Source organism: Ideonella sp. FW305-24 (genome assembly GCF_058788035.1).
In genome coordinates this window covers 594,301-619,918 of record NZ_JBYTAI010000003.1, presented here as the reverse complement: position 1 = coordinate 619,918, position 25,618 = coordinate 594,301, and the positions used below count along the sequence as shown (strand labels likewise).

General features: G+C 69.2%; 26 protein-coding genes. 17 read left to right on the top strand and 9 right to left on the bottom strand.

What is annotated here, in order from left to right:
- The first annotated feature begins 29 nt into the window (after window positions 1-29).
- The 3 genes from AC3WR5_RS11805 (at window position 30) to AC3WR5_RS11795 (ending at window position 4,037) form a co-directional block, all read left to right on the top strand.
- A complete protein-coding gene (locus AC3WR5_RS11805) occupies window positions 30-836 on the top strand; it encodes a hypothetical protein (protein WP_492484531.1) in 807 nt (268 codons plus the stop codon).
- A 325-nt stretch (window positions 837-1,161) separates the two neighbouring features.
- The gene (locus AC3WR5_RS11800; protein ID WP_492484529.1) at window positions 1,162-1,920 is read left to right on the top strand and encodes a hypothetical protein; all 759 of its coding nucleotides are present in this window, start codon (window positions 1,162-1,164) and stop codon (window positions 1,918-1,920) included.
- Complete coding sequence (locus AC3WR5_RS11795; RefSeq protein WP_492484527.1) at window positions 1,917-4,037, top strand: hypothetical protein; 2,121 nt, start codon at window positions 1,917-1,919, stop codon at window positions 4,035-4,037. Before AC3WR5_RS11800 ends, AC3WR5_RS11795 begins: the two co-directional genes overlap by 4 nt.
- On the opposite strand, the gene AC3WR5_RS11790 is transcribed toward AC3WR5_RS11795, so the two are convergent.
- The gene (locus AC3WR5_RS11790) at window positions 4,030-4,944 is read right to left on the bottom strand and encodes a LysR family transcriptional regulator (protein WP_492484525.1); all 915 of its coding nucleotides are present in this window, start codon (window positions 4,942-4,944) and stop codon (window positions 4,030-4,032) included. The two genes, AC3WR5_RS11795 and AC3WR5_RS11790, sit on opposite strands and share 8 nt — an antisense overlap.
- A 578-nt stretch (window positions 4,945-5,522) precedes the next feature.
- Between AC3WR5_RS11790 and AC3WR5_RS11785 the strand changes: the two genes are divergently transcribed.
- The 4 genes from AC3WR5_RS11785 (at window position 5,523) to AC3WR5_RS11770 (ending at window position 10,276) form a co-directional block, all read left to right on the top strand.
- A complete protein-coding gene (locus AC3WR5_RS11785) occupies window positions 5,523-6,536 on the top strand; it encodes an aldo/keto reductase (protein WP_492484523.1) in 1,014 nt (337 codons plus the stop codon).
- Between the two features lie 129 nt (window positions 6,537-6,665).
- A complete protein-coding gene (locus tag AC3WR5_RS11780; protein WP_492484521.1) occupies window positions 6,666-8,231 on the top strand; it encodes a Na+/H+ antiporter in 1,566 nt (521 codons plus the stop codon).
- 138 nt (window positions 8,232-8,369) lie between these two features.
- A complete protein-coding gene (locus AC3WR5_RS11775; RefSeq protein WP_492484519.1) occupies window positions 8,370-9,398 on the top strand; it encodes a hypothetical protein in 1,029 nt (342 codons plus the stop codon).
- Window positions 9,395-10,276: an aldo/keto reductase gene (locus tag AC3WR5_RS11770; protein ID WP_492484517.1), complete on the top strand. Its 882-nt coding sequence runs from the start codon at window positions 9,395-9,397 to the stop codon at window positions 10,274-10,276. The genes AC3WR5_RS11775 and AC3WR5_RS11770 overlap by 4 nt, the downstream gene beginning before the upstream one ends.
- A gap of 18 nt (window positions 10,277-10,294) precedes the next feature.
- Here AC3WR5_RS11770 and AC3WR5_RS11765 read toward each other — a convergent pair whose 3' ends face one another.
- Both AC3WR5_RS11765 and AC3WR5_RS11760 read right to left on the bottom strand, forming a co-directional pair.
- Complete coding sequence (locus AC3WR5_RS11765; RefSeq protein WP_492484515.1) at window positions 10,295-11,824, bottom strand: alpha/beta hydrolase; 1,530 nt, start codon at window positions 11,822-11,824, stop codon at window positions 10,295-10,297.
- A 170-nt stretch (window positions 11,825-11,994) separates the two neighbouring features.
- On the bottom strand, window positions 11,995-12,795 hold the full coding sequence (locus AC3WR5_RS11760; RefSeq protein WP_492484513.1) for an AraC family transcriptional regulator: 801 nt from the start codon (window positions 12,793-12,795) through the stop codon (window positions 11,995-11,997).
- 177 nt (window positions 12,796-12,972) lie between these two features.
- Between AC3WR5_RS11760 and AC3WR5_RS11755 the strand changes: the two genes are divergently transcribed.
- From AC3WR5_RS11755 to AC3WR5_RS11740, 4 genes are all read left to right on the top strand, one after another.
- Window positions 12,973-13,368, top strand: a complete 396-nt coding sequence (locus AC3WR5_RS11755; protein WP_492484511.1) for a DUF3224 domain-containing protein — start codon at window positions 12,973-12,975, stop codon at window positions 13,366-13,368.
- An 84-nt stretch (window positions 13,369-13,452) separates the two neighbouring features.
- Complete coding sequence (locus AC3WR5_RS11750) at window positions 13,453-14,109, top strand: PRC-barrel domain-containing protein (protein WP_492484509.1); 657 nt, start codon at window positions 13,453-13,455, stop codon at window positions 14,107-14,109.
- 14 nt (window positions 14,110-14,123) lie between these two features.
- Entirely contained in the window at window positions 14,124-15,086 is a 963-nt protein-coding gene (locus AC3WR5_RS11745) for a DnaJ C-terminal domain-containing protein (RefSeq protein WP_141288018.1), read from the top strand.
- A 2-nt stretch (window positions 15,087-15,088) separates the two neighbouring features.
- Window positions 15,089-15,454, top strand: a complete 366-nt coding sequence (locus AC3WR5_RS11740) for a MerR family transcriptional regulator (RefSeq protein WP_492484507.1) — start codon at window positions 15,089-15,091, stop codon at window positions 15,452-15,454.
- On the opposite strand, the gene AC3WR5_RS11735 is transcribed toward AC3WR5_RS11740, so the two are convergent.
- The 4 genes from AC3WR5_RS11735 to AC3WR5_RS11720 are packed head-to-tail and all read right to left on the bottom strand — an operon-like array spanning window position 15,391 to window position 20,128.
- Complete coding sequence (locus tag AC3WR5_RS11735) at window positions 15,391-16,413, bottom strand: diguanylate cyclase domain-containing protein (protein ID WP_492484505.1); 1,023 nt, start codon at window positions 16,411-16,413, stop codon at window positions 15,391-15,393. The genes AC3WR5_RS11740 and AC3WR5_RS11735 overlap by 64 nt on opposite strands.
- A gap of 37 nt (window positions 16,414-16,450) precedes the next feature.
- Window positions 16,451-18,064: a sensor histidine kinase gene (locus AC3WR5_RS11730; RefSeq protein WP_492484503.1), complete on the bottom strand. Its 1,614-nt coding sequence runs from the start codon at window positions 18,062-18,064 to the stop codon at window positions 16,451-16,453.
- The gene (locus AC3WR5_RS11725; RefSeq protein WP_492484501.1) at window positions 18,057-19,619 is read right to left on the bottom strand and encodes a DUF7125 family protein; all 1,563 of its coding nucleotides are present in this window, start codon (window positions 19,617-19,619) and stop codon (window positions 18,057-18,059) included. Before AC3WR5_RS11725 ends, AC3WR5_RS11730 begins: the two co-directional genes overlap by 8 nt.
- Complete coding sequence (locus AC3WR5_RS11720) at window positions 19,616-20,128, bottom strand: hypothetical protein (protein ID WP_492484499.1); 513 nt, start codon at window positions 20,126-20,128, stop codon at window positions 19,616-19,618. The genes AC3WR5_RS11725 and AC3WR5_RS11720 overlap by 4 nt, the downstream gene beginning before the upstream one ends.
- Window positions 20,129-20,549: 421 nt before the next feature.
- Here AC3WR5_RS11720 and AC3WR5_RS11715 point away from each other — a divergent pair, with 421 nt between their 5' ends.
- The 4 genes from AC3WR5_RS11715 (at window position 20,550) to AC3WR5_RS11700 (ending at window position 22,314) form a co-directional block, all read left to right on the top strand.
- Window positions 20,550-20,771 carry a hypothetical protein gene (locus AC3WR5_RS11715; RefSeq protein ID WP_141288023.1) on the top strand — a complete coding sequence of 74 codons (222 nt, stop codon included), beginning with the start codon at window positions 20,550-20,552 and terminating at the stop codon, window positions 20,769-20,771.
- A 151-nt stretch (window positions 20,772-20,922) separates the two neighbouring features.
- Window positions 20,923-21,228, top strand: coding sequence for a CrpP-related protein (locus AC3WR5_RS11710; RefSeq protein WP_492484497.1), 306 nt, complete (start codon window positions 20,923-20,925; stop codon window positions 21,226-21,228).
- Window positions 21,212-21,448, top strand: a complete 237-nt coding sequence (locus AC3WR5_RS11705) for a hypothetical protein (RefSeq protein WP_492484496.1) — start codon at window positions 21,212-21,214, stop codon at window positions 21,446-21,448. The genes AC3WR5_RS11710 and AC3WR5_RS11705 overlap by 17 nt, the downstream gene beginning before the upstream one ends.
- 98 nt (window positions 21,449-21,546) lie before the next feature.
- The gene (locus tag AC3WR5_RS11700; protein ID WP_492484494.1) at window positions 21,547-22,314 is read left to right on the top strand and encodes a Crp/Fnr family transcriptional regulator; all 768 of its coding nucleotides are present in this window, start codon (window positions 21,547-21,549) and stop codon (window positions 22,312-22,314) included.
- Here the strand turns inward: AC3WR5_RS11700 and AC3WR5_RS11695 are convergent.
- Together AC3WR5_RS11695 and AC3WR5_RS11690 are read right to left on the bottom strand one after the other, a co-directional pair.
- The gene (locus tag AC3WR5_RS11695; RefSeq protein WP_492484492.1) at window positions 22,289-23,380 is read right to left on the bottom strand and encodes an extracellular catalytic domain type 1 short-chain-length polyhydroxyalkanoate depolymerase; all 1,092 of its coding nucleotides are present in this window, start codon (window positions 23,378-23,380) and stop codon (window positions 22,289-22,291) included. The genes AC3WR5_RS11700 and AC3WR5_RS11695 overlap by 26 nt on opposite strands.
- A gap of 41 nt (window positions 23,381-23,421) precedes the next feature.
- Window positions 23,422-23,850 carry a CopG family transcriptional regulator gene (locus AC3WR5_RS11690; protein WP_141291665.1) on the bottom strand — a complete coding sequence of 143 codons (429 nt, stop codon included), beginning with the start codon at window positions 23,848-23,850 and terminating at the stop codon, window positions 23,422-23,424.
- A gap of 143 nt (window positions 23,851-23,993) precedes the next feature.
- On the opposite strand from AC3WR5_RS11690, the gene AC3WR5_RS11685 reads away from it, so the two are divergent.
- Together AC3WR5_RS11685 and AC3WR5_RS11680 are read left to right on the top strand one after the other, a co-directional pair.
- Window positions 23,994-24,353, top strand: coding sequence for a hypothetical protein (locus AC3WR5_RS11685; protein WP_492484490.1), 360 nt, complete (start codon window positions 23,994-23,996; stop codon window positions 24,351-24,353).
- Between the two features lie 41 nt (window positions 24,354-24,394).
- Window positions 24,395-25,615, top strand: a complete 1,221-nt coding sequence (locus tag AC3WR5_RS11680; protein WP_492484487.1) for a helix-turn-helix domain-containing protein — start codon at window positions 24,395-24,397, stop codon at window positions 25,613-25,615.
- Window positions 25,616-25,618 lie beyond the last annotated feature (3 nt).

The window sequence follows — 25,618 nt, the reverse complement described above, 5'->3', positions numbered from 1 at the left end:
GTTCCCGCGCACAACACGAAGGAGACACCATGACATCTCGATTCCTGCTCTCTGCCATTGCCGCCGCCGGCCTGCTCTGCCATGCGGGCGCGCAGGCCGGCTGGGTCACCGTCAGCGACTCGGGCAGCCCTGTGCTCTCGACCTGCAATCCGAAGAGCGCGAGCGGCACCCAATCGGCCACGCTGGCCACCTGCAAGATCACCGCGCTGCCGAGCTACGCAGCAGACGGCTACATCGTCGCGACCTCGGTACCGCAGCGCACGACCAACATCTCGGTCACCGGCGACACGGGCACCGCCGTGGTCGGCAAGCTTTACGAACGGGTCTGGTGCCACAGCACCAACGGCAGCACTTGCGACGCCACCAACAAGTTCATCTTCGGCATGCGAGCGAACCTGAACACGACATCGACCTGGAACTCGGACGGCGAGACCTTCGAGATCAACGACATGTTCCATGCCGTGCCCACCGGCGCCACGGTGGAGATTGCCTACTTCATGGGAACGGTCGCTGGCGGCACCAATGTGGACACGGCCCAGGCCAACAAGTACCTCGAGTATTCGGGCCGCACGAAGAAGGGCCTGGGCGAGTACGCGGGCTCGCCGAGCGGCGTGAACCCGACGCGCGACAACACCTGGATCAACTTCCGGGCCGACACCAACGCGCTGGACCCCGATGGCATCAGCAGCCCGTGGTCGCCGTGGGTCTTCGCGCGCCTGACCTGCGCCACCGGCATCGACACGGTGGCCCACACCTCCAAGCTGCGGTTGCATGAAGGTGGCGAAGAAGGCCAGTCGGACATCGAGGTCCTGATGTCGGGCTACGTCTGCCAGTGACACGCTGCCGCAGCCGGAACAGGCGATGAGCGCGACTGCGATGCAAGGATCCGGGCGGGCAGGTGGGCTGGCCATCGCCCGGTTGGCAGTTGCCGGGTTGGCAGTCGCCGGCCTGGCTCTGCTGCTTGCCTGGTGGTGGATGGTCGGGGCGGACGATTCGCCCCGGCCTTCGCCGCAGCCCGCCGCCGCGGTGCGTTCCGAGGCGACGCCATTCGTGGCGCTCACTGCCTCGCTCGCCGAAGCAGCGCCGTTGGCACGCGCACGCGCTCCCTCGGACTCGTCACCTGCCTGCGCGGCCCAAAGCATCAGGCTGGCGCTTGGCGCCATGCCGCCTGAACCTCGATGCGCCACGCCGACCAGCACACGGCGCAGCGGCGAAACCCTTATCCACGAGGTCCAGACCATCGGCGGTACCTCCGGCTGGACGCTGCATGCAGAGACCATCGGCCCCGTCGTGCATCGGCTCACCTTGACGAGTGCACAAGGCGCGCGCTACGGCTGCAGCCAGGACGAGGCCGGCTGTGCAGGCGTGAGCTTCGATCAGAACCAGCCGAACTCGACCCATCGCATCGTGCTCGCCGACACGCCGTTGCGGGTACTGCCACCGCAGCGCCCAAAAGGCATGCGTGCGGCAGACTTCGCGCCGGCGATGGGCGATGCCGATGCCACAGCGGCCCCGATCCGGGTGAGCGCAGCGCTGGCCGTCCCAGCCGTGGACGAGTCGGCCTGCGCTGGGGAGGCGCTCACGCTGGTTGCCAGCAGCGGCCAGGTGAGCAAGTTCTGCGCTGATGCCGGCAACGAGCAGGGCAGCCTGCCGGGCGGCGGTGAACACATCGGCTACCTGCCGTACGCAGGACCGGCGCTGCGCATTCGCGTTGACGGGCACGGGCGGGTCTTGCGCGTCGAGATGGGCTCGCTCGCCTGCGAAGGCGGCGCCTGCACAGGTGTTGCCATCGAGGACGCCGAGCCTGGCGCACCCCCGGGGCTGCGCAGCATCGCGTTTGCCGGCACGACGTTGATGCCGAGTGGCACCGGAGGTTCGGCCGAATCCGTGGTGGTGAACGGCCGGCTGCCCATGCCATGAACACCCTGCCAATCCAACCGAGTCGTCGCCGCGTGAAACCTCAGCTCAACGCCAACCCCGTCGCAACCAGCCCTCGATTAGCGCCTGGATCAGCGCCTCGCCCTCGCTCGATTGCGCGCAGTGCGGCGTGCGTGATCGCGCTGGCACTGTGCGGCTGCGGAGGGGGCGGTGAAGGCAGCAGCGAGGCGCCCTCTGCGACCATCCCGCCCGCGATGAGCGGCACGGTGAGCGGCGGCGTGGTGATGGACATGAGCAACTTTCGCGGCCTGGACGTCGGTGTGAAAGGCAGCGCAGGCATCGCGCGCGAAACGAGCGCCGTCACGGTCACCACCCACTACAACGTGACCTTGGATCAGTTGGCGCCGCCTTACCTGTTGTCGGCCAATGTGCTGGACGGCATTCGCCTTCTCGCCCCGGCAACCAGGGACGGCACGGCCAACCTGACGCCACTGACGACGCTGACAACCGCCTGGCTGCTCGGGACCGACCCTGCCGCCTACTTCGACAACACCCTCGCAGGGCAAGGTGGCGTGCCGGCGTTCACTGACGCCGACGTGGCGACCGCTCAGGCCGAGGTGACGCGTTACCTGGCACGCGTGAGCCAGGTCGAGCTGAGTTCGTCCATCGCAAGCCAGAACTGGGTCACCACGCCGATGCAGAACGCACCCGGCGATGCGATGTTCGACCAGATCGTCGTGCTCAACAACGCGCTCACCGCGGCCACTTCGAGCCTGGCGCAGTTGGCCGGCGAGGTCGCTGCCCAGAAGCAGCGCTGCAGTCGCACCAGTGTGGCGGTGACGGGCGGCATTGCTGCCAACCACTTCTGCCAGAAGGACAGCAGCTCGCAGTTCATGAGCGGCAATCTCGTCCGCGTTTTCAACTTCGCCGACGTCGAGGGATCGACGCTGGCCCTGAGGGTGAAAAACGGGGCCGTCATCAGGATCGCCTATGTCACCCGAGAAGGCACTTTTGGCTGTGACAGCCAGACCGCATGCGCCGGTGCCACGGTCGGCGCGTTGACCGCGGACGACACGGTGCCGATCACGCTGGCCGGCGTCCAACTCCGCGCGCAGGCTGGCACCAAGGTCGCCCTTGACGGTGCACTGGCCGGCGCGGGCGCCTTGCCCACCTTGCCTTGCGACAACGACAAGTTCTACCTGCTCGATCCCGCTGGCGGCGTACGAGGCCTTTGCATGTACGAGGCCGGCGCCAACAAACGAGCGTCTCAGGCCGACTACAACTGGGGCAGCCAGGACGGCGACCAACCTTACTACCTGGAGCTGGTGAGCGACGGTACGAGCGTCGCCAGCATCGACGTGTGGTGGTACGACCCCGAGACTGGCAACCCCCTGACGCTGTACCGCTGCGAGCACCAGGCCTGCACCGGCGTCACCATCAGCGAACCGTTGGACAGCGTGGACGAATATGGCGACCCGCTGCGCGCGCGCAACTTCGCGCTGCACAACGTGCCGATGTCGGCAGTTGACAGCGAAGGCCATCTCGGCAGCGCCGTGGCGATGACCGTCACTGCCACACTGAGCAACCGGGTGCCCGGCGCGGGATTCACCCCCGACTGCAGCACCAGCATCGAGCACAACGCCGTCACCTTCAGTGACAGCACGCCGGCACTGGACGTCTGCCCACCGCCGCCCAGCTCCGACGACTACTACACCTTCAAGAGCGCCTACCCGTATTACCTCCCCGGCATCGATGATGCGGTCGACTTCAGCGTCTCGACCTACGTGGTCCCGATCGACGGCAGCGTGTCCCCACTCAACACCATCCACGTGGTCCTGTCCGGCAACACCGTGCTGAAGATCTTCCTGCAAACCGCGGGAGACACGCGCAGCTTCTCGTGCCTGACGGATGCCTGCGCGGGTGTCACGGTTTCGGCGCTCGATGATCAGGGCCAGCGGACCCTGGGGTTCAACGGGACGGTGCTGCTGGAGGACCCGGTCCGCCAGATCCCCGGCGCGGGCACCACGGCGGTCATCACCGGTGGATTCCTCTCGGTGTCGGATCCGTATTTCGTTCCCTTGTCGGTGGGTGGGCGGCGCGCCGTGACAGCACTGCCATCGCGTCCCCGCCAGGCGAGGGCATCGCCCGGCTTCAGGTAGGCGCCTGCGAGACCTCGGTCGCCACCTCCGCAATCACCCCGCGCAGCCAGCGGTGCGCCGGGTCGTTGCGCCAGCGCACGTGCCAGGCCATCTCGACCGGAAACGTGCCCAGGTCCACCGGCGTGGGCAGCACCTTCAGCCGCGTGTCGCTGGCCAGGCGGCGGCAGATCAGGCCGGGCAGCGTGGCGCAGCAGTCGGTCACCGCCACCATCTCGGGCACCGAGAGGAAGTGCGTGACCGAGACGGCCACCTCGCGCTTGAGCCCTTCGCGCTGCAGCGCCTGGAACAGCCCGGCGCGCAGCCGGCCAGGTGGCAGCACGTTCACATGCTTGAGCTGCTCGTATTGCTTCTTGCTGATCTTCTGGCCGGTCACCAGCGGATGGTCCGCCCGCACCACGCAGGCCAGGCCGTCGTCCATCAGGTGCTGCACGACCAGGTTGTCCGGCGGGTCCACGAAGCGGCCCATCACCAGCGCGGTGCTGCCCGAGATCACGCCGGTCTCGGCCAGGTCCGTGCCGAAAGGCGCCAGGCGCAGGCTGATGCCGGGCGCCTGCGCGCGCAGCCGCGCAACGATGGCCGGCATCAGCGTGTATTCCACATAGCTGTTCGGCGCCAGGATCAGCTGCAGCCGGGCCTTGGCCGGGTCGAAGGCCTGCTGGCCGAGGATCAGGTCGTCCAGGCTGGCCAGCGCCGCGGCCATCACGGGGGCCAGTTCCTCGGCCTTCTGCGTGGGCTGCATGCCGTAGCGCTCGCGGATGAACAGCGGGTCCTGCAGCAGGGCGCGCAGCCGCGTCAGCGCGTTGGACAGCGCCGGCTGCGTGATGCCCAGGCGCTCGGCTGCGCGGGTCACGCTGCGCTCCTCCATCAGGGTCAGGAACACCGGCAGCAGGTTCAGGTCGTAACGCATCCAGATATATTGCTTTGTGAATGTCTGGAATTCAACAGATAAATTGGATGAATTGAGCCGGCGTCTTCATCATTCGTTCCAAGCCAACGAATCCTCCAGTTGCACAGAGCGCCCGCCATGTCGACCGACATTCTGTTCACCCCCACCCGCCTGCGAGAGAACACTCCCCTGTTCGAGGCACCCGTGCCTGCCTTCTTCGGTGGTGGTGCCGAGGGCCATGCCCGATTTAGCCTAGGGCCTGTTAACGCTACGGCAAGGGGGCGCGAAGGCCCGGCACAAGGGGCCAATCTAGGCGTAGACCGCCGCTCGCACTCGTGTGCGGGCAAGGGATGCAACGACGAGTGGCCCCTTGTGCCGGGCCTTCCCGGAGGGTTGTGATCAAAAGGGCCGCATGCGGCGTTGCAAATCCTCCTCGGGTATCCAACCCGACTGCGGTTCGCGCCTTGCCTGCGGCCCTTTTGATCACAACGCGCCCCCTTTCCGTGGCGTTAACAGGCCCTACCCCACCCGCTCACGCAAGCGACCGAGACCGCGGCCGCCTGAGCACTTCAACCCGCTTTGACAAAAGGAAACACACCATGGCATTCAAGGACCTTTTCCCCGGCAAGCTCGGCTTTGGCACCGCGCCGCTGGGCAACATGTTCCGCGACATTCCCGAAGCCGAGGCGCAGGCCACGGTCGAGGCCGCCTGGAACGACGGCATCCGCTACTTCGACAACGCGCCGCTCTATGGCGCCGGCCTGGCCGAGATCCGCATGGGCCAGGCGCTGGAAGGCAAGCCGCGCAGCGAATACGTCATCAGCACCAAGGTCGGCCGGCTGATCCTTGACGAAGTCGAGGACGTGAACGCGCGCGACATGGGCGAGAAGGGCGGCGTCTTCAAGCACGGCCGGCCCAACAAGATCGTCAACGACTACTCGGCCGACGCCACGCTGCGCTCGATCGAAGACAGCCTGAAGCGACTGAAGACCGACCACATCGAGATCGCCTTTGTGCACGACCTGGCGCAGGACTTCTACGGCGACGAATGGCTGGCCGCCTTCGAGAGCGCGCGCAAGGGCGCCTTCAAGGCACTGGACCGGCTGCGCGACGAAGGCGTCATCAAGGCCTGGGGCCTGGGCGTCAACAAGGTGGAGGCCATCGAGCTGCTGCTGGACCTCGAAACTCCGCGGCCCGACGGTTTCCTGCTCGCGGGCCGCTACACACTGCTGGACCATGACCTTGCGCTGCAGCGCGTGATGCCCAAGGTCACCGAGCGCGGCCTGGGCATCGTCGTGGGCGGCCCGTACAGCTCGGGCGCACTGGTCGGCGGTCCGAACTTCGAATACGCCCCGGCCAAGCCGGCCATCCTCGCCAAGGTCGCGAAGATCAAGGCCATCGCGGACCGATACGGCGTGAGCATGAAGGCCGCCGGCCTGCAGTTCTCGCTCGCCAACCCGGCGGTGGCCGCCGTCATCCCCGGCGCCAGCCAGCCCAGCCGCATCGCCGAAGACCGCGCTGCGCTGAACGAGGTGGTGCCGGCCGACTTCTGGCGCGAGCTGCGCCAGGCGGGGCTGGTGCATCCTGCGGCGCCGCTGCCGGGCGGCGCCTGAGCGTTCATCGGCACCGTGATCGAGCAGGGCGCTCAGCCCTGTTCGATGCGGTTGCGCCCGGCCGCCATGCCGAGGCCTGCTGCCCGAGGTCTGTCACCATCGGCGCTTCGCGCAAAGACGACCCGACCCATGGCCACCTTCGAATGGATCATCCTGTTGCTGCTTGGCGCAGCGGTGCTTGCGACGATTGCGCGCAAGCTCGGGGCGCCTTACCCGACCTTCCTGGCGCTGGGCGGCGCGCTGCTGGCCTTTCTGCCATCCAGTCCGGGCTGGACGCTGGACCCCCAACTGGCGCTGACGCTGTTTGTCGCCCCGGTGCTGGTGGACGCGGCCTACGACACCTCCTTGCGTGACCTGCGGGCAAACTGGCGGCCCATCGCGGGGCTGGTGATTGCCGCGGTGGGCACCACGGTGCTGGCGGTGGCGCTGGCGGTGCGCTGGCTGGTGCCGGAGATGCCCTGGCCGGTGGCGATTGCGCTGGGCGCCATCGTGGCGCCGCCTGACGCGGCCGCGGCCACCGCGGTGATGCGCCAGGTCAAGCTGCCGCACAAGCTGCTGAAGATCCTCGAAGGCGAGAGCTTGCTGAACGATGCCAGCGCGCTGCTGATCTACCGGCTTGCCGTCATGAACATGATGACCGGCCAACTCGGCTTTGGCAGCTACGCGCCGGTGTTCCTGCTGACGGTATTTGGCAGCCTGGTCGTCGGCGTGGCGTGCGCGCGGCTGATGCCCTGGCTGACGCGCGGCGTGAGCGACGTGCCAACCTCGCTGATTCTGCAGTTCGTCAGCACCTTCGGCGTGTGGATCGCGGCCGAAGCGCTGGGCCTGTCCGGCATCCTGACGCTCGTCGCTTTCGCGATGGCCATGGCCCGGCGCGGCGGCATCCAGATGCCAGCACGCATGCGCATCCCGATCTTCGCGGTCTGGGAGTCGGTGGTCTTTGTGCTGAACGCGTTTGCGTTTGTGCTGATCGGCTTGCAGTTGCGGCCGATCTGGGGCCGGCTGGAAGCGGGCGGCGCGCGCACCGAGGCGGTCATCACCGCGCTGGTGGTGCTGGCCGTGACGATCATGGCGCGCTTCGTCTGGGTGATGGGCTACAAGCTGCTGCTGCCACGGCTTCGCCGCAGGGCGGGCGAGGGGCCGCAGCCGAAGCCAGCGGTGGGCGGTGCCGTCTTGCTGTCATGGGCCGGCATGCGCGGCATCGTCACCCTGGCGGCCGCATTTGCCATCCCGGAGACGCTGCCGGGCGGTGCGCCGTTTCCCTACCGAGACCTGATCCTGCTCTGTGCGTTTGCCGTGGTGCTGGGCACGCTGGTGCTGCAGGGCCTGACGATGAAGCTGCTGATCCGCCGGGTGGGCCTGACGGACGACGACCCGGTGGGCCGCGAGATCCGGCTCGGCCGAACCCAGGCCTACCAGGCACTGCTCGAAGCGATCAAGGACGACGACTCACTGGACGCAAAATTGCTGCGAAAGGAATACGGCGCCATCGTCGAACTCAATGCGGGTCAGTCCCACAACGGGTCGGTTGGCGAGGTGCCTGGCGGGCCGCTGCGGCGACGCGCCATTGCCGTCGCACGGCAGCACGCTTTCGAGATGCGGCGCGACGAGGTGATTGGCGACGACGCCTACCGGGTGCTGGTGCAGGAACTGGATTGGGCCGAGCTGAGCGCGGGCGGCGGCGCGCAGGCGTGACGCTGCGCTGCAGCATGGCTTGCGCGCACGGTGCGTCTTTCGCATCCCGCGTTCGTCAGCTTGTCGGCCCTTGCGTGGCGGCCCATACTGGCCTGCTCGGCCACCTGTGATGCGTGGTCTGCATCTGAAGGAGCCCCCATGAGCCGACACCTCGCTGTCACCGCCTCGCTGTTGTTGGCCACCGCTCTGGCGGGCGCGCAAGCCCAGGCCCAGCAGCGCTACAGCTTCAGCTTGCTGGCACCGCTGGCCGGTGGCGTGCAAAGCGGGGCCAATGGCCTGAACGATTTGGGGCAGGTCGTCGGTTCGACCGGCTTCGCGGACGACGGCCCGGCGCAGGCCACGCGCTGGAAGCAGGCCACGCCGGCGGCGCTGCCTGGCCTGGGCGGCCCGGGCGCTTCGGTGGCGCAGGGCGTGAACCTGCGCGGCTGGGCGGCCGGCAAGAGCTTGACGGTGCAGGGCGACACCCACGCCACCTTGTGGAAAAACGGCGTGGCGACCGACCTGGGCACGCTGGGCGGCCGCACCAGCATCGCCTACGCCATCAACACAAAGGGCGTGGTGGTGGGCTTCAGCAACTTCAGCCCCAGCGACCCGAACAACAGCCACGCCACCGTGTGGCAGGGCAGCAGCAAGACCGACCTGGGCACGCTGGGCGGCAGCTACAGCGGCGCCTATGCGGTGAACACCAGCGGCCAGGTGGCCGGCCAAAGCGCGGTGACAGGCAACGTGGCCGTGCACGCGGTGCGCTGGACCGGCGGCGTGCCCACAGATCTGGGCCCGGGCTACGGCTACGGCATCAATGACGCAGGCGACGTGGTCGGCTCCAACGGCCAGACGGCCACCTGGTGGCAGAACGACAGCCCCGTGGACCTGGGCACGCTGGGCGGCTCGCTGAGCCTGGCCGCGGACATCAACAACGCCGGCCAGATCGTCGGCTACAGCCTCACCCTGGCCAACGCCGCTTCGCACGCAGTGCTGTGGCAGGATGGCGTGGCGACCGACCTCAACAGCGTGCTCTCGCTGGCCACGCGCCAGGCTGGCTGGGTGCTGGCCAACGCGGCGGCCATCAATGAAAACGGCTGGATCACCGGCACCGCGTTCAACACGCTCACTGCGGCGCAGTCGGCCTACCTGCTCAAACCCAAACCAACGCCCGCGTCACGATGAATCCTGTTCGCACTGTTTCACTGCCCACCGGCGAGCGGGTGCCAGCCCTCGGGCTGGGCACCTGGAAGATGGGCGAATCCACGCGCGCAGCGGCGCTGGAGGTCGCCGCCATCCGCCACGCCATCGCGCTGGGCTACCGGCTGTTCGACACCGCCGAGATGTACGGCGAAGGCGGCGCCGAGACGGTGCTCGGAAAGGCGCTGGCCGAGGCGCTTCGCGCGGGCGAGGTCCGCCGCGAGAAGCTGACCATCGTCAGCAAGGTCTACCCGCACAACGCCAGCCGCAAGGGCGTGCCGGCGGCCTGTGACCGCAGCCGCCAGCGGCTGGGGCTGGATGTGATCGACGTCTACCTGCTGCACTGGCGCGGCGGCGTGCCGCTGGCCGAGACAGTGGATGCCTTCGAGGCCGAAAAGGCCCGCGGTGCGATTCGCGAATGGGGCGTGTCCAACTTCGATGTGCACGACCTGGTCGAACTCGAAGGCCTGCCCGCCGCCAGCAGTGCCGACGGCCTGCTGCGCTGCGCCACCAACCAGGTCTGCTATGCGCTCGACGAACGCGGCCCCGACTTCGGCCTGCGCGCCTGGCACCAGGCCCGGCAGATGCCGCTGATGGCCTACTGCCCGCTGGGCCAGGGCAGCCTCGCCGGCAACGCCGCGCTGGCCGAAATCGCCGCCGCCCGCGGCGCCACCGCGGCGCAGATCGCGCTGGCCTGGACGCTGCGCGACGGCGACGTGGTCGCCATCCCCAAGGCCGTCAAGCATGCCCACCTGGCCGAGAACCTGGCCGCCTTGCACCTCATGCTGACCGAGGCCGAACTCGCCGCCATCGACGCCGCCTTCCCGCCCCCCACGCGCAAGACGCCGCTGGCGATGGTGTGAGGCCCAGGGCCGAGCGAGTCAGCTCTGCGGCGCGCTCGGTGGGGCAAAGCCGGGCTTCACGAATCGCACCGGGTCCAGCGCGATCTCGGCCGGCAGGCCCTGCGTTTCGCCGGTGCGCAGGAAGGCCTGGACCTTCGCCGCCATCTCCGGCCGGCTGCGCAGCAGCGCGAAGGTGCCGTTGTGTTGCGCGCGGTGCACGATCACCGTGCGGCTGTTGGGGAAGTAAGGCCCCATGGCCAGGGTGTTCTCCATCGGCGTGGAAAGGTCCCAGTCGCCCTGCACGAAGAGCACGGGCGTGGCGTCCAGCACTGGGTGGCGGAAGGCGTCGCCCGCGTCCGGCGTGGCCCACTCGCCCTGGGTGGCCAGGTAGGCCGCGAAATTCCAGGCGCCGATGATGGGCAGGGCCGGGTCGCTCCACAGCAGGCGCTTGCGCTGGGCGCTCATGTCCAGCCCGATGTTGACCAGGGGGTTGATGAGCGCACGCTCGCCGGCCCGGCGCCAATCCAGCGCATCGCGCGCCCAGCCTTCATGCCGGCCGTGATAGGCCGAAATCACGAATTCAGGAAAGCGGCTGGCATCGCCTGCGCGGTCCACCAGTGCCTGCTGGTAGTCGCCTCGGCCCAGCGTGATGTCTTGCGACCCACCGTCTTCGCTGCGCAGGTTCACCACCACCGTCTGCCCGGGCGCAAAGCGTTGCGCCAGCGTGGCCTGGATCGCGGCGATCAGGCCACCTGGCGGCAGGTAAGGCTTCAGAGCCGGGTCTTCGTCGGCCTCCAGTGCGATGCGCTGCATCGCGGCGAACACATGCGAAGGCAGGTCGTAGCCGTGGTCCAGCGGCTCGGCGGCAGAGATCACGGCCCGCGCCGCCAGGCCCGGGTGCCGCTTCAATACCGCAAACGCCCACTGCGATCCGAAACTGGCCGCCACCAGGCTGATGTGCCGGTAACCCAGCGCCTGGCGCAGGTCGTTCACGTCGTCTGCCATCTGCGTGATGCTGTAGCCCGAGAGATCCGCCTGCGGATAGGCCGCCTGCGCGCTGCGGGCGAGCGCACGCGTTGCCTCGATGTCCCGCTCGATGGTGGCAGGTCGGTCCAGCGGCTCTGGCGACGTGGTCAGGTTCATCAGGTCGCCCCGCAGCGTGTAGCCGCGCTGCTCGATCACGACCAGGTCGGCCACCTCCGCATAGGCCTGCCAGGCCTTCACTCGCCGTTTGGCCGCATCGTCCTGGTCGAGCACGATGTCCAGCATCGTCACGCCGGGCCCGCCTGCGAGCAGGAAGATGGGCGGGGCCTGCGTGGGCCGCGAGGCCTTCACCCGCGCGAAGCCGATCGAGATCAGCCGCGAGCCGGGTTTGTCGCGGTTCTCCGGCACGTGCAGCGTGCCGATTTCGTAAGGCATGGCCGAGCCATCGTTGGCCGTTGCCACACCGGGGCTGAGCAGGATTTCGCCCGCGTGGCGTTCAGGCGCAGCCGCAGCAGCCAGGCACAGCGGCGGCATGGCCAGGCCAACAAGCAAGGCGAGCAGCCGCCAAGGCGCAAGCTGAGGCATGGACGAACCCATCGAATTGAAGCGCCACGGCCCATGGCAGCATGGCCAGTCGGAAGCGGGCTCGGCGATGAAGGCAGTCTAGCCTGCACGGCGACCGACCCGGCATGCACCGTGTGCGCATTGCCTCGCCGAACCCGACGCCGCTGGCGATGGTGCGAGTGGTCATCCGCTCAGGCCTGCGTCTTCACATAGGCGGCCGGTGCCTGGCCGACCATGCGCTTGAAGTCGCGCACGAAGTGGGCCTGGTCGAAGTAGCCCAGGCGCAGGGCCAGCTCGGCGTCTGGCCTGGCCTGGCCGCCTTGCAGCAGTGCCAGCGCTTCGTGCAGCCGGTAGCGGGCAATGACCCACTTGGGGCCGATGCCGACGTGGAGGCCGAACAGGCGCTGCAACTGCCGCACGCCGATGCCGGCGATGTCACCGAGCTGGTCTACGGTGGTCAGCCCCGGGTCTGCGGCAATGCGCTCGACCAGTTCGCCCATCGCCTGCGCGCGGGCGTCCGGCGGCGGCAACTGCGCGGCCAGCAGCGCCTCGGCCTGCGCACACAGCACGGCCATGCCCGGAAATTCGGCGTGCGCGGCGAGGGCCTCGGCAGCAGGCCCGAAGACTTCCGCGGCCGGGATGGAACGGTCGGTCAGGCGGCTCACCGGCTGGCCCCAGAACGGCCCGAAGGCGGCGGCGCGGAACTTGATGCCGAAGGCCCAGCTGCGGCCCGCCAGCAGCTTGTTGAAGCGCGCCCGGTGCACGCCCCACAGGCGTGCCTGGCCGTCTTGCACCACCAGGTGCACATTCGGGTGTGGCAGGGTTTGCTGCTGTTGGTCGGGCAGGCCGCGCAGGTCCCAACCCACGTGCCAGAAGTGGTCGACCCAGGGTGCCAACTCGGCCGAGGGCGCTTCGCGCAGATGGACGAAGCGGGCCGGGTCCAGGCGCTGGTTCAGCACGCCGCGGGCGGGGCCGGGAACGGTGCGGGACACGGCAGGTCGCGTTTTTCCAATCATCGGTGGCGGCGCCGCGGTGCAATGCGGTGCATGGAGGTGAACATGAACCCGTCTATCGATCGCCGATGCTTGCTGCGGGCCCTGGCCGCAGGCAGCATCGGCTTGAGCGTGGCAGCACCCAGTGTCGCCCAGACCAGCCGAACAGGAGCACAGATGCAAGCCAAGGGAACATTCGAAGTCACGCTGCCCAGCCAGCCGGTTGCCCCCGGCACCGAGGCGGCGCAGCTGGGCCGCAAGGCCATCCACAAGACCTTCCAGGGCGACCTGCAGGCCAACAGCCTGGGCGAGATGCTGGCCGCCGGCACGGCCACGCCGGGCTCGGCCGGCTATGTGGCGATGGAGCGGGTGGAAGGCACGCTTGCCGGGCACCGCGGCAGCTTCGTGCTGATGCACTTCGGCGTGATGGACAAGGGCCAGCCTTCGCTGACCATCCGCGTGGTGCCGGATTCGGGCACAGGCGAGCTGGCGGGCCTCGGCGGCACGATGAACATCGACATCCGCGACGGCCAGCATTTCTACCAGCTGGACTGGCAGTTGTCGCCGCCCTGAGTCGCCAACGTGCGCGTGCGCACGGACGGGATGCTGCCCAGGCGCCACCATGGAGGTGCACCCCATCCGAGTCAGGAGCCCACCATGTTGAACAGCATCCGCCACATCACCGGCGCCATCATGTACGGCGAGGACGGCAGGATAGGCATCGTCAGCGGAGTGCTGTTCGACACCCGCACCTGGGTCATCCGCTACCTGGCCGTCGATCTGGAGCACGAGCAGCGCGGTCGCAGCATCCTGGTCTCGCCACGCTTCATCCGGCGCTCGTTTGACCGCTCGAACGAAATCGAAGTCACGCTGACCCATGCGCAGGCCGCGGGCAGCCCTTCGGCCCGGCAGACCCGGACGCTGGCGGAGCCGAACGAGCGGGACATGCTGCCCCGCATCGAGCCAGGGGACCGGCCGCGCAGCGCGGGCCCGGCCGCTGCAGCGCAGCCGGCTGCCGCGCTGGACGCGCATGTCTGCAATAGCCTGGAGGTGAACGGCTGCGAGGTGCATGCCCTGGATGACACGGTGGGCGAAGTGCGGGACTTCTTCTTCGAAACCGAGACCTGGCGCATTGCCTTCCTGCTGGTCGACACCAATGGCCGGGGGCCAGGCGGGCGCAAGGTCCTGCTGGCCCCGGCCTCGGTCGACAAGCTCGACCTGGTGCGAGGCACCGTGCACGTGGCCCTGACCAGCGAGCAGGTCAGGGGGGCGCCGGAGTACCACGAGATGCTCCCGGACAAGGTGGTCGCGTGATCCGGAGATAGGGCATGGAGTTCAAGGACTACTACAGGATCCTCGGCGTGCCGCGGGACGCGACGCCCGAGCAGGTCAAGAAGGCCTACCGCAAGCTGGCGCGCAAGTACCACCCGGACGTCAGCAAGGAGGCTGACGCGACCGCGCGCATGGTCGAACTCAACGAGGCCAACGAGGTGCTGGGCTCGCCTGGACGACGGGCCGCGTATGACCAGCTGCAAAGCCAGCCGCATGCACATGACGGGCAGGACTTCCGGCCCCCGCCGAACTGGGACGAAGGCTTCGCCTTTGCCGATTCGATGGGCAGCGAGGCGGACCACAGCGACTTCTTCGAGCAGCTTTTCGGCCGGGCGGCGCGCAGCCGCCGCGCGAGTGCCCGCCATGGCAGCTTCGAGGCGCAGCCGGCGCACAGGGGCAGCGACCATCACGCCAGCATCGAGCTGGACCTGCTGGACGCCTACCAGGGCGGCGAGCGCACGATTGCCTTGCGCAGCAGCCGGCTCGATGACGCCGGCAGGGTGGTGGCCGACGAGCGCAAGCTGGCCGTGAAGATCCCCAAAGGCGTTCGCGAAGGCCAGCACATCCGCCTGGCCGGACATGGCAGCCAGGGCTCGGGCGGTGGTGCGGCAGGGGACCTGCTGCTGGAAATCCGGTTCAAGCCGGACGCACGCTGGCGCGCCGAGGGCCGCGACGTCTACCAGCGCGTGCCGCTGTCCCCGTGGGAAGCGGAGCTGGGCTGCACGTCCACCTTGCGCACACCGGGCGGCGAAGCCGAGGTCAGCTTTCCGGCGGGCTGGAAACGTGGGCGCAAGCTGCGGCTCAAGGGCCGCGGCATTCCGGGCCAGTCGCCCGGCGATCTCTACCTTGAGCTGGACCTGGTGCTGCCGCCCGCCACGACCGATGCCCAGCGCGCCGCCTACGCGGCCATGGCCCAGGCCTTTCCCGCATTTGATCCCCGAGCCTGGACGGGAGCCTGAGCATGCACCACGCACCACACGGGCCTGCACTGCAGCACGAGCTGCTGGGCGAGGCGGCTTTCACCGCCGAGGACATTGCCCGTGCCTGCGGCATGGCGCTGGCATGGGTGCATGAGCACGTGGCAGCCGGCGTGCTCCGGGTGGACGCGGTCGAGGACGACGGGCTTGCTGCCTCGCGCCGGTTCGGCAGCATCACGCTGCTGCGGGCCAGGCGCATCGCCCAGCTGGAGCTCGTCTTCGACGCCGACCCGCAGCTGGCGGCACTCACCACAGACCTGATCGAGGACGTGGCGCAGCTGCGCCGTCAGCTGCTGCTGTCTCGCGGCGGGGATGGCGGCGAGGGCGACGGGGGCGGGAACGGCAACTGAGCCGGGCTGGCGTGCCCGTGGGCAGACCAGGGTGGCCCTGGCCACGCAGGCAGCAGGTTGAGCTCGGTTTCACGCGCCGCGCTCATGGCCAGCGCAGACAGCACCAACTGCTCGTTCGCACTCCGCAGCAATGCCATCGCGTTGCGCGTGCTGGCGTGCAGCAGTGCCGCCGAGAGCGGGGCTGTGTCAGGCGGCGCATGTGTCTGCTGCAGGGCCGCCTGGGCGAAGCGAAAGCCGTTGCCGCCGGCATGCTTGACCCGGTACATCGCCGCGTCCGCGGCGTCCAGCAGCGTCTGCGCGTCGGTGCCGTCGTCAGGGTAGAGGCCGATGCCGATGCTCGCGGCCAGCGCCACCTCGCGCTGACCGACGTGGGTCAGCGAGCTGACCGCGGCGAGCATCTTGCGCGCCACCAGCATCGGGTCGCCCGGCTCGCTCACCTCGGCCAGCAGGATCACGAATTCGTCGCCGCCCAGGCGGCACACGGTGTCCGTCTCGCGCACGCAGGCCATCAGGCGCTCGCCGATCTCCACCAGGATGCGGTCGCCAATGGCGTGGCCCAGCGAGTCGTTGTGCCACTTGAAGTGGTCCAGGTCCAGGAACAGCAGCGCCAGCCTGGCTTCGTGCCGCTTCGCCCCGGCGATGGCCTGCACCAGCCGGTCGGCCAGCAGCGTGCGGTTCGGCAGTCGGGTCAGCGGATCCAGCTCGACCGAGCGGGTGGCTTCGCCCAGCGCAATGGTGCTGCTCTCGACGTCGCTCCGCAGGCGCAAGGCCTCCAGCACCAGCTGCTCGTTGGCCTGCAGCAGTTGCATCATGCGGTGCCCGCCGAGCTCGGCCTGGGCATCGCGCAGGTCGGCCAGCGTGCGCGCCAGCGCCAGGTAGGCTTGGTCGATTTGCCGATTCAGGTGGCTCAATTCGGCGACGGCGTCGGCATGCGAGTGTTGGCCCGGCGCATTGATCATGGTCTGTTTCCGGTCAAGCGCGTCGCGGGGTGCAAGCTCAACCCGGGATCAGCGGCAAGGTGACGGTGAACTGGCTGCCGTGGCCAATGCCGGCGCTGGTGGCTTCGACCCGGCCGCCATGCGCGCCCACCAGTTCCCGCACCACGGTGAGGCCAATGCCCAGCCCCGCGCCGTTGAAGCCGATGGCATGCGGGTCCTGCACAAAGGGCTCGAAGACCCTGGGCAGGGCCTCGGCGGTGATGCCGATGCCGTTGTCGGCCACCGTCAGGACCAGGGTCGTGTCGCTAGCTGTCGCCGTCAGCAGGATCTCCCCGCCGATGGGCGTGTACTTGGAGGCGTTGTCCAGCAGGTTGCACAGCACCTGCATCAGGCGCACCGGATCGCCGTCCACGTCCAGCGGGCACTCAGGCACCGTCACGACCAGCAGCTGCGTTCGCGCGTCCATCGCCGGCCGGCAGCATTCCACGGCCTCCTTGATCAGGGTGGCCACGTGCACCGTCTGCCGTTCGATGCGCAGTTTGCCGGTGTGCAGGCGCGAGACGTCCAGCAGGTCGCCGATCAGCCGGGTCATGTGGGCCACCTGGCGCTGGATGATGGCCTGCAGCTGCTGCAGGCGGGCGTCGTCCGCGTGCCCCTTGAGCATCAGCGTTGCCGCGATGCGCAGCGGGCCCAGCGGGTTGCGCAACTCATGCGCCACCACGGTCAGCACCTCCATCTGCCGGGTCCGTGCCTGTTCGGCCGCCGCCTGCAGCGCCTGGGCCGCCAGCGCAGCCAGCACCAGGTGCTCGTTGGCTTCGTGCAGCTGTTCGCGCCAGGCCTCGCGCTCGCGCCGGACCCGGTCGTCATTGACCAGGTGCAGGCCGGGCAGCACCACGGCGCGGGCCGCGGCCTGCAGCGCCAGCAGCGGATCCTCGGGCGGGAACGCAAAGTGGCGCAAGCCTTGTCGCCTGGCCTCATCGAGGGCGGCTTGCGCGCGCTCGATGAGCGTGCCTGCACTCTGGCCGTCGTCCGGGTAGAGGCTGATGCCAATGCTGGCGGCCAGCGTGATCAGGTGTTCGCCGATCTGCTGGGGCATGGCCGTGGTGGTGGCCAGCGCGTCCGCCAGCACCATCACGTCTTCTCGTTGGCGCACATCGGTCAACAGCACCAGGAACGCGTCGCCGCTGTGGCGGCTCACGCTGTCGCCTGCATCCACCAAGGAGGCCAGGCGCTGGGCCGCGCGCTGCAGCACCTTGTCGCCTGTCGCATGGCCGAAGTGGCTGTTGATCTGGCGGAAGTCCTTCAGGTCCACCAGCAGCAGCGCGACCTGCTGGCCGTGCCGGTTCGCGTTGCCAATGGCCTGCGTCAGGCGGTCGCGCAGCAGCGAGGGATTCGGCAGCCCGGTCAGCAGGTCCCGGTCGCTGGGCGCGGAGGCGTACCGCAGGGCGTGTTCGGCGGCCAGCGCGGCCCGGTCGGCTTCCTTCTGGATGCGCAGTGCCGACAGCAGCAACTGCTCGTTGGCCGCCCGCAGGTCCGGCGGGGGCGCTTCGGCCGGCGGATGGGCCAGGGCAATCGCAGCCTGCAGATGGGCCAGCTCTGCACGCGCACGGTCCACCTGCTGCTGCAGGTCAGCCAGCTGAGCGCTGGCCTGGACCGTGGCGGGCTCAGCCACTGCCTGCTCCTGCCGACTGCACCTGCGGCTCGCCGCCCGCCTTCTGCGTGGGGCTGCCGCCCAGCAGGCCCTCGTAGTCACCCAGCCGTTGGCCGATTTGGATGCCGTCGTCGTTGATGCTGAACAGGCGCAGCTCGTCGGAATGGGCGCTGGCGCGCACCTTGACCACCGCCATCACGCGCAGCAGCCGGCTGTCGACCTCGATGTAGCGCTGCACGATGATGGCGTCCGTCAGGAAGGCGGTGCCGTAGGGGCTGAAGCGCAGGTCGGTGTAGCGGTCTTCCAGCTCGGAGGTCATCATCACCGTGACGCCGGCGCTGACCAGCGTGGTCACCAGGCGCGACAGCGAGGCGCGGAAGTCCTCCTGGAAAGTTGGCGCGATGGCCAGCTCGAAGCCCGACAGCGAATCGATCACGACCCGCTGCGCACCGAGCCGCTGGATGGCCTCCAGCACGCGCTGCACCATCTCGTCGATCGACAAGTCCGGCGCGTGGCTCTGGACCAGCGCCACCTGCCCGCTGTCGATCAGTTCGCCCAGCCGGCGCTTGCGCGAGCGCAGCGGGTGCTGCTCGAAGGCGGCGATCACGCCCGTCTGGCCGCAGCGCACGCCTTCGGCCAGGAACGTGGCTGCCAGGATGCTCTTGCCCGAACCCGAGGGACCAGCCACCAGCACCGAGTAGCCGCGCGGCACGCCGCCGCCCAGCATCTCGTCCAGCCCCGGCACGCCAGTGAGCAGGCGGGCCGGTTCGTCCGATGAGTCCGCAGAGGCTGCCTTGGGTGGCCCTGCGGCAGGGCCGGCGGGGGCGAAGACCTCCAGCCCGGCGCTGCCAATGCGGAAAGTGTGCAGGCCGGGCAGCGTGGCCTGGCCGCGCATCTTCTTGATCTCCAGCTTGCGCACCATGGAGTTGCGATGCACGCTTTGCTGCAGCCAGATCAGGCCATCGGCCACGGTGAACACCGGGTTGGCGTCGATCTCGGTGAAGTATTCGCCAATCAGGAAGGTGGTGGCCTGCCAGCTGGTCATCAACACCCCCAGCTGCTGCAGGAACTGCTGCAGTTCGGCCGCGGCGTTGCCGCTTGCACTGGTGGCGATGGCCACCGAGCGGAACGAATCCACCACCACCAGCCCCGGCGAGCTCTCCTCCACTTCGGCGGCAATGCAGCGAAGCACCTTGTCCAGGTCGCCCTCATGGGCCGCCTCGGCAAGGCTGACGAAGCGCACCGAGCGGTTCACCGCTTCGCTGTCAAAGAAGTCGAACTGCTGCTGGTAGCGCAGCATCTTCAGCGGCGGCTCGCCCAGCACGGTGAAGTACAGCGCACTGCGGGCCGGCGTGGCCATCGCGAACATCATCTGGTGCGCCAGCGTGGTCTTGCCGCAGCCCGGCGGTCCGGCGATGAGGTTGAAGGACAGATCGGGCAGGCCGCCGCCCAGCACGGCGTCCAGCCCGGGCACGCCGGTGGGCAGGCGGTTGATCTTGACCCGGCCGCGCGCAGGCGGCACTTCCGGCGGCAGTGCGGGCGGCGTTCCGCCTTTGGGATGGTCCGGTGCGCTCATCGGTGCTGCACCTCGCGCTGCGCATCCTCGTCGCCAGGCTCCCACAGAGGGCCCAGCAGGCGCCGCGCGAGCGGATCGCCGATCAGGCTGCCCAGCAGTTCGCAGAAGGTGTGCAGCAAGGTGCTGCCGCCACGCAAGGCTTCCGTGCTGGCCTGCTGGGCCACGACGGATTGCAGCGCCGACAGGTCGATGCTCTGCGGCGCTTCATGAGGCACCGGCAGCCAGGGGTGCGAAGTGGCCGTGAGGTAGAGGCTGCGCTCGTAGAGTGCCGCCACGCCGCGGTGGCCGATCACCGGTGCCAGCGAAGCCTCGATCTCCAGCCAGATCGACACCATGGCCTCGGCGACCTGCGCCGCATCGGCGTCGTGATCGACCTTGCCCACCAGCGGCAGCGCGCCACGCCTGCCCGGCACAGCCTGCCTCGGCGGCGTGCCGGCACTCGCTGCAGCGTCTGCCGTGCCTGCAGCGGCTGGAGGAGGGGTGTCCGTCAATCGAAGCGTTGCAGGCATGGCGTGCTCCTGGCTGATCTTGCTCATCGAATGGCCGAACCGGTCAGGCCGACGGCACCCGGCGCTGACGGTGCCAGGGCGGCAGTGGGGTGGGGCATGAGAAGTCCTCCGAGGCTGGGTGCTTGCCAAGTGATGTCTGAACGTGTTGGGCAGGACCCCAAGGGGCTGTGCGGAGAGGTGGAAGGGCGACGGACATGCCAAAGCGACGCGCTCTTGCTAAGGAGAACTGCGCAACTGGGTACACGCTAGCCGCGCCTGCCGGGAACGTCTGTGCGCTGTCGCACCCTCGGGTGCCTGCAGCATTTGCGTTGTGTCGCACCTTTGACAGCCCGGGCGGCAGCGCAAGGCCTGGCGAGGGTTTGCAGTTCAGCGCCAGAGGCACATGAAAGCGCAGAATCGTCGGGTTGAAAGGATGGTCCCCATGGAACAAGTCTTCACGATGGCAGCGCTGGACGCCCGAATACAGCAGATCGAGGTCCACATCGACCAGCTGCAGCTGCACCTGGCCACGGTGAGCCTGCATGCGGACCGGCGCGAGGCGCTGAGCCGGCTGCTGGTGCTCAAACGCTCGCTGGTGGCCTGGCAGACGCAGCGCATCCTGTTGCGCATCCGGCGCCAGGCCGCGCCATTTGCCGGGGGCTAGCGCCCGCTGTGTGCGTTGGCAGACAGACCCGGAACGCCGCTGTCACAGATGCTGAAGCATGCGCTGGAACTTGCGCCGCAAGTTTCGGGTGGAAAAGCGGCAAGCGCCCTCCGAGGCGCCGTCGCTCAAGGCTGTCGGGACAGGAGTTGCGATGAAGAAGCGCCATGGGGGCGGATTGCTGCTGGCAGGCCTGCCCTGGCCTGCCGAAGGGCAGTTGCTGCCGGCCAGCGAGCGGGCCGAGCTGGTACGCCAGGGCGCCAAGGCGGCCGCGCGCGGCGAGACCAGCGAGGTCAATCCGATGGCGGGCCTGATGAATCTGCCGGCGGCGACCGGCGAGCCGCGGGCTCGCTGGGCCATGCGGTACGAGGCCTGGCAGGCCGGCCATGACGCCCATGGCTCAGACAAGCCGGACGCGCCGTCGCCTGGCCCGGAAGCAGGGCATGACACCCGTCAGTGAGATTCGCGCCGGTGTGGCCACTGCCTGTTTCGAGTTGCTTTACGAGTCGCTGCATGGCGGCCGGGGCTTTGCCTTCCCTTGCAATGCGGGCGGCGAAGTCGAGATCGACCAGCTGAGCGACAACGGCCGGAGGTTCTACCTGGTGGCCAGGGCGCTGGTGGGCTCGGAATACGCGATACCGCGCGTCCGGCCCGTGCTGCCCAGGGATCCCAACGCATAGCGATGCGGCCCCCCGGCGTGTGCTGCCATACTGCCTGACCAGTCCGGCCCGGGTTGCCGCCCCGGCACCCGTCGGCACTGGCCCCTGCGGGAGGCGCCATGGCGAGCAGTCCAGATCCGAAGCAAAACCGCCTGCTCGCGGCCTTGCCTGCCGACGAATGGGCCAACTGGTTGCTCATGCTGGAGCCGGTGGAGTGGCCATTGGGCGAGGTGCTCTACGAGTCCGGCATGGGCATGACCCATGTCTACTTCCCCACCACCGCGATCGTTTCGCTGCTGTATGTGATGGAAGACGGCGACTCGGCCGAGATCGCCGTGGTGGGCAATGAAGGCATCGTCGGGATTTCGCTGTTCATGGGCGGCGAGACCACCACCAGCCGCTCGGTGGTGCAAAGCGCGGGGGCCGGTTTTCGCATGCGCGGCCCCTTGCTGAAGGCCGAATTCAGCCGCTCGGTCGCGGTCATGCACCTGCTGCTGCGCTACACCCAGGCACTGATCACGCAGATGGCGCAGACGGCCGTCTGCAACCGCCACCATTCGCTGGACCAGCAACTGTGCCGCTGGCTGCTGCTCAGCCTGGACCGCCTGCAGGGCAACGAGCTGGTGATGACGCAGGAGCTGATCGCCAACATGCTGGGCGTGCGCCGCGAGGGTGTGACCGAGGCGGCGGCCAACCTGCAGCGCGCCGGGCTCATCCAGTACCGCCGCGGCCACATCACCGTGCTGGACCGTCCCGGGCTGGAGCGGCGCACCTGCGAGTGTTATGCCGTGGTCCGGGCGGAGTACGAGCGCCTGCTGCCCAGGTGCGGCAGCAATGCCGCCAGCAGCAGCGGCCGCGAGCTCACGGCGTGCGACGGTGCTGCATGAAAAACCGCAGCATGGCCTCGGTGGCGTCCGGTCCGCGAGGGTCGGTGTAGGAGCCTGCCGGCTGGCCGCCTGACCAGGCGTGGCCGGCGCCGTGCACCAGCCAGTGTTCGGCGAGCGTGCGGCCGTCGGGCCGGCGGTAGACGCTGCGGGTGCAGTGGCGCCCCGAGACACCGTTGACCAGCTGCTGTTCGGCCACGGCCCCGGCGCCCACGCAGGCGGCGACAACCGCGGCGCCGTTGCTGGGGTGCACCGTCGTGTCGGCGTCGCCATGGAAGACGATGGTGGGCACGGCGATGGGCGCCGCACGGCTGGCGCCGCCCTGGCCCTTCATCGCCGCCAGTGCGGAGGGCAGGTCGGCCGCGGCACCCGGTGCCAGTCCGGAATGCACACCCACGGCTGCAAACAGCTCCGGATAAAGCGCGCCGAGGATGGCCGCCATCGCGCCGCCGGCCGACAGCCCGGCCACGTAGACCCGGCTCGCATCGATGCCGTGTTCGGCAATGAACTGCTGCGTCATGCTGGCCAGCAGCGCCGGCTCGCCGCGGCCGCGCTGCTGGTGGTTGTGCTTGAACCAGCTCCAGCAGCGCTGCGGGTTGGCCTGGGTGGACTGCGCCGGGTACAGCACCGCGAAGCCCTGCGCCAGCGCCGCCGCGTTCATGGCGGTGCCGGCGGCGAAGTCGTCCGGGTTCTGGGTGCAGCCGTGCAGCATCACGACCAGCGGCATTGGCCCGTCGCCAGCGCCGGGTGGCACGAACAGCTTGTAGTCCCGCTGGCCGGCTGCGCATTCGTGCGTGCCGGAGAGAAAGCCTGCGATGCCGCTGGCGGTCGATCGTGCGGTGCTGGCTTCGGCCCGTGCCGCGGCAGGTTCGCGCGGCAGCTCGGTGGCCTGCACGTCGATCACGTCCGGCGGCGCGGCGGTGGGCGTGGCTGCCGATGAAGAGGGCGAGCGCCAGGGCTGGCCCATTGGGCCCATTGCGTTGCGCAGCAGCTCGGTGGCCGCCTGCAGCTGGCCTGAGCGGGTCAGCCGTGTGGCTTGCGCCAGCGTGTTCTGGAAAGGCAGGGGCATGGGGGCTTTCGGGGGAGGATCGGGGGAGGAGGGCATGGGCGTCAGCTGTAGCGGATGCGCCCGGCCAGCGCGTGTTTGACTTCGCTGCTGGCGCGCAGCGCGCCCAGCACGGTGAGGGATTCGATGGTCGCCAGCGCCAGCTCGGGCGTCACGTCGGCCGCCAGCGAGGCCAGTCCCAGCACGCGGATCTGCAGCTGCTGGCCCGCCGCCTGCACCGCCTGCAGGTCGGCCGCGCTGTAGTGCTGGATGCCCAGCACCAGCGTCTTGCGCAACACCACCTGGCGCACCGCCTCGGCGTGGCTGCCCAGGTGCTGGCGAATGGCGGTGCGGATGAAGTCGCTGCGGTTGGCGTAGAAGCCTTCCTGCACCAGCAGGTCGATCTGGCCCAGGTCCACATAGCCCAGGTTCAGCGTGATCTTCTCGTCCGTGGGTGTGAGGGCCGGTGCGGCATGGGCAGTTCGTCTGGGCATGGTTGCATCATACGACCATCCACTTGGATGGTATTCGCATCACCGGATCACCATCATGGCATTGGCCGGCAGACGTTGCCCAGCGCACAGACAGCCCGCGCTGACCGCGGCTCAATGCCGTTTTTCCTCGCCAAGGAGCCACCATGTCAGATCCCACCCAAGCCATGCAAACCGCGATCCAGCCGCTGGTCAAGCTGACCCAGGCCAACATGGCGCTGCTGACCCAGTTTTCGACCTCGCCCGAGGTCAGCTCGCTGTCCCAGGTCAACACGCAGGACCTGCTGCAGCAATGGCAGAAGTCCTCCGGCAGCCTGATGCAGTCCAATGCCTTTGCACAGCTCGGCCAGGGCCTGATGAAGAACTACACCGAGTTCTTCGCCGAGCTGGGCCAGAACGCGATGAGCGCGATGGCCCAGGGCCAGGCTGAGATGAGCCGGCGCGTGCAGGAGGCTGGCGACAACGTGATCGACGCCACCAGCGAACGCAGCAAGCGGGCGCGCTGATCGACCGGGGGCCGCGCGCCCCGGCGAGGTAGTCTCTCGCCATGGACTCGCTGATCGCCGCCTCGGCGCGCGCCCTGGCTGCCGGTGACGCGCTTGGCGCCCTCAAGCTCGTGGCGCTGCGCGACGACCCGCCGGCGCTGGCCTTGCGCGGCATTGCCATGGCCCAGCTCGGCGAGCACCCGCGTGCCCGCGAGTTGCTGCGCCGCGCGGCCAGAGGTTTTGGCACGCACGAGGCGCTGGCGCATGCGCGTTGTGTGGTGGCCGATGCCGAGGTGGCGCTGGCGATGCGCGAGCTGGGCGGTTCGCCGCGTGCGCTGGCCGCCGCAGCCGCCACGCTGGCAGCACGGGCAGACCGGGCCAACGCGCTGCAAGCGCGGCTGATCGCCGTGCGCCGGTTGCTGTTGCTCGGCCGGCTGGGCCAGGCCTCGGCGGCGCTGGCCTTGCTCGACGCAAGCGGCGGCCCGCCGGCCCTGGTCGCACTGGCCGAATTGACGGCTGCCGAGCTGGCGCTGCGTTCGCTGCGCATCGCACCGGCCCAGGCCGCCTTGGCCCGCGCGCATGAGGCGGCCCTTCAGGCCCGTGTGCCTGCGCTGCTGGCCGAGGTGGTGGAGGCCAGGGCGGCGCTGGAACGGCCTGCCGCGCGGCGTCTTCTCGCGGGCCACGAGCAGCCCTTGCGACTGGACGAGGTTGCCGTGCTGCTGGCCTCCGGAGCGCTGGTGGTGGATGTTTGCCATCGTGGGATGCGCGCCGGTGACACGTGGCTGCCGCTGGCCCGCCGGCCGGTGCTGTTTGCGCTGGCCCGCGCACTGGCCGAGGCCTGGCCGGGGGATGTGGACAGGGAAGCGCTGATCTCCCAGGCCTTCCGCCTGCACGAACCCGACGAAACCCATCGCGCCCGCCTGCGCGTCGAGATCGGCCGGCTGCGCGCGCTGGCCGCCCCTCTGGCGCAGGTCGAGGCCACCGCGCGTGGCTTTGTGCTGCAGCCGCGCAGCGGGCGCGCCGTGGCCGTGCTGGCACCGCCCATTGATGGCGAACAGGGCGCGCTGGTGGCCTTGCTGTCCGACGGTGCGCCCTGGTCCACCTCGGCCCTCTCGCTGGCGCTGGGCGCCAGCCAGCGCACCGTGCAGCGCGCGCTGGCCGAGCTGGAAGCCGCAGGGCGGGTGAGGTCCATCGGCCGGGCCCGCGCGCAGCGCTGGCTGGCGCCGCCGCTGGCCGGATTCACGACGATCTTGTTACTCCCCACCGCGCTGCCGCCTGAGTAGAGT

What these genes read in the sequence shown, in the direction of transcription:
- AC3WR5_RS11780 (WP_492484521.1), top strand. Translation starts at nt 6,666, where the DNA reads ATGGCCACCTTCGAATGGATCATCCTGTTGCTGCTTGGCGCAGCGGTG.
- AC3WR5_RS11795 (WP_492484527.1), top strand. Translation starts at nt 1,917, where the DNA reads ATGAACACCCTGCCAATCCAACCGAGTCGTCGCCGCGTGAAACCTCAG.
- AC3WR5_RS11725 (WP_492484501.1), bottom strand. Translation starts at nt 19,619, where the DNA reads ATGAGCGCACCGGACCATCCCAAAGGCGGAACGCCGCCCGCACTGCCG.
- AC3WR5_RS11790 (WP_492484525.1), bottom strand. Translation starts at nt 4,944, where the DNA reads ATGCGTTACGACCTGAACCTGCTGCCGGTGTTCCTGACCCTGATGGAG.
- AC3WR5_RS11800 (WP_492484529.1), top strand. Translation starts at nt 1,162, where the DNA reads ATGCCGCCTGAACCTCGATGCGCCACGCCGACCAGCACACGGCGCAGC.
- AC3WR5_RS11695 (WP_492484492.1), bottom strand. Translation starts at nt 23,380, where the DNA reads ATGCCCCTGCCTTTCCAGAACACGCTGGCGCAAGCCACACGGCTGACC.
- AC3WR5_RS11770 (WP_492484517.1), top strand. Translation starts at nt 9,395, where the DNA reads ATGAATCCTGTTCGCACTGTTTCACTGCCCACCGGCGAGCGGGTGCCA.
- AC3WR5_RS11785 (WP_492484523.1), top strand. Translation starts at nt 5,523, where the DNA reads ATGGCATTCAAGGACCTTTTCCCCGGCAAGCTCGGCTTTGGCACCGCG.
- AC3WR5_RS11755 (WP_492484511.1), top strand. Translation starts at nt 12,973, where the DNA reads ATGCAAGCCAAGGGAACATTCGAAGTCACGCTGCCCAGCCAGCCGGTT.
- AC3WR5_RS11735 (WP_492484505.1), bottom strand. Translation starts at nt 16,413, where the DNA reads ATGATCAATGCGCCGGGCCAACACTCGCATGCCGACGCCGTCGCCGAA.
- AC3WR5_RS11720 (WP_492484499.1), bottom strand. Translation starts at nt 20,128, where the DNA reads ATGCCTGCAACGCTTCGATTGACGGACACCCCTCCTCCAGCCGCTGCA.
- AC3WR5_RS11700 (WP_492484494.1), top strand. Translation starts at nt 21,547, where the DNA reads ATGGCGAGCAGTCCAGATCCGAAGCAAAACCGCCTGCTCGCGGCCTTG.
- AC3WR5_RS11775 (WP_492484519.1), top strand. Translation starts at nt 8,370, where the DNA reads ATGAGCCGACACCTCGCTGTCACCGCCTCGCTGTTGTTGGCCACCGCT.
- AC3WR5_RS11745 (WP_141288018.1), top strand. Translation starts at nt 14,124, where the DNA reads ATGGAGTTCAAGGACTACTACAGGATCCTCGGCGTGCCGCGGGACGCG.
- AC3WR5_RS11710 (WP_492484497.1), top strand. Translation starts at nt 20,923, where the DNA reads ATGAAGAAGCGCCATGGGGGCGGATTGCTGCTGGCAGGCCTGCCCTGG.
- AC3WR5_RS11690 (WP_141291665.1), bottom strand. Translation starts at nt 23,850, where the DNA reads ATGCCCAGACGAACTGCCCATGCCGCACCGGCCCTCACACCCACGGAC.
- AC3WR5_RS11715 (WP_141288023.1), top strand. Translation starts at nt 20,550, where the DNA reads ATGGAACAAGTCTTCACGATGGCAGCGCTGGACGCCCGAATACAGCAG.
- AC3WR5_RS11680 (WP_492484487.1), top strand. Translation starts at nt 24,395, where the DNA reads ATGGACTCGCTGATCGCCGCCTCGGCGCGCGCCCTGGCTGCCGGTGAC.
- AC3WR5_RS11765 (WP_492484515.1), bottom strand. Translation starts at nt 11,824, where the DNA reads ATGCCTCAGCTTGCGCCTTGGCGGCTGCTCGCCTTGCTTGTTGGCCTG.
- AC3WR5_RS11705 (WP_492484496.1), top strand. Translation starts at nt 21,212, where the DNA reads ATGACACCCGTCAGTGAGATTCGCGCCGGTGTGGCCACTGCCTGTTTC.
- AC3WR5_RS11740 (WP_492484507.1), top strand. Translation starts at nt 15,089, where the DNA reads ATGCACCACGCACCACACGGGCCTGCACTGCAGCACGAGCTGCTGGGC.
- AC3WR5_RS11685 (WP_492484490.1), top strand. Translation starts at nt 23,994, where the DNA reads ATGTCAGATCCCACCCAAGCCATGCAAACCGCGATCCAGCCGCTGGTC.
- AC3WR5_RS11805 (WP_492484531.1), top strand. Translation starts at nt 30, where the DNA reads ATGACATCTCGATTCCTGCTCTCTGCCATTGCCGCCGCCGGCCTGCTC.
- AC3WR5_RS11750 (WP_492484509.1), top strand. Translation starts at nt 13,453, where the DNA reads ATGTTGAACAGCATCCGCCACATCACCGGCGCCATCATGTACGGCGAG.